The sequence below is a fragment of the Campylobacter sp. MIT 21-1684 genome (genome assembly GCF_026241315.1).
Classification (GTDB): Bacteria; Campylobacterota; Campylobacteria; order Campylobacterales; family Campylobacteraceae; genus Campylobacter_D.
Window position 1 is genome coordinate 1 of the sequence record NZ_JAPHNA010000051.1, and the last position, 1,282, is coordinate 1,282.

Annotated in this window: 1 protein-coding gene and 1 pseudogene; both read left to right on the forward strand. The window is 34.3% G+C overall.

Going from position 1 to position 1,282, the window contains the following annotated elements; translation table 11 throughout:
* On the forward strand, positions 1-495 hold a 495-nt coding region (locus OQH62_RS08480; RefSeq protein WP_266016122.1), incomplete at its 5' end, for a hypothetical protein.
* Positions 492-1,282, forward strand: a pseudogene (locus OQH62_RS08485) (hypothetical protein); the annotation flags it as partial. The gene OQH62_RS08480 and the pseudogene OQH62_RS08485, both read left to right, overlap by 4 nt.

Sequence of the window (1,282 nt, forward strand, 5' to 3'; positions counted from 1 at the left end):
TATGGAGGATTGTATGTCTTTGATAAGAAACTAAGAGATGAAATGATAGAGAGGGAGAAGGAGAGAGAGGAATTGAGAGAAAAAGTAACAACAGGAGATACTTTTTGGGAACAAATAAAAGCTATCGATAAAACCCACCCCCAAACTCTCTCTAATGGGTATAAATACCATAATCAAGCCTTTGGTTATTATGAAAAACAATTTGAACCCTACTATCAAAAAATCAAAGAATATATGGGAGAGCAAGTATATAATACACTAAAACCTAGTATAATTCTTCTAAGCTTTTATAGAGATGATAAAGGTGAGGAATTTCCTCTTACATTTCTAGTAAGCATAAATTGGCTTGAAACCAAATATGGCATCTTTGGAGATGAGGGCAGAGGCATACGATTTAGCCAAAAAGAAGCAGTGACTATAGATGGTGATAATATATTCTATCTCATCAATAATACTTTTGTAAGAGAAAAAGATACACAAGGAGCAGTAAGATGAATCCTAAAGATTTCATAGAAGAACTCAAAGACTATGCAGATATAGCTGATGCAAGTTATGCCTTACTACACTCTATCAATGAGAATGAAGACATTGATACTTTCTTAGATACTATGAAAGCAAACAATGCTAATCCTAAGGTAAAACCTCCTGCTAGATGGATCTATGCTGATGGGATAAGGTTAGGGTATGAGATAAGTGAGGAGAACACACAAGATAATAAGATACAAGAACTAATAAAGAAAAATAAAAGAGAATTAGGACAAGCCACTGCTTATGCTTTAGCTATAGAAGCAAGGTTTAGTCAGGATAAGGAAATCTTTAAACCTAAAAGAGGTGAGTTGGTAAAGATAGATAATACAATACAAAGCTTTGTAGATAGAGACAAAGAAGATATAAATCTTAAAAATCAAAAAATCCTTGTAGCCACTACTAAAGAACAACAATCCAAAGACTCTACTCTCACTTACCACCTCTCCCCTCGAACTAAAGCTTTCACCTCTCGCTTTGAAATCCTTCATCACCAAGCCAATACAAGCCTCAGTGGTTATTCCCATACTCTCTTTAAAGACACTCAAGCTAATGATACTTATATTCTAGCTTTTAGAGGAACAGAAGTGCATAGCAAGGAATTATTTAAAGATGCTGTTATAACAGATGGCTTTATTGCTTTAGGAGCAGCTATCCCTCAAATCATCTCTTTAGTAAAGTTTAAAAATGAAGTCTTACAAACCATAGAGGAGAACACACAGCATTCCTCTTTTAAGATAAATGTAGTAGGGCATTC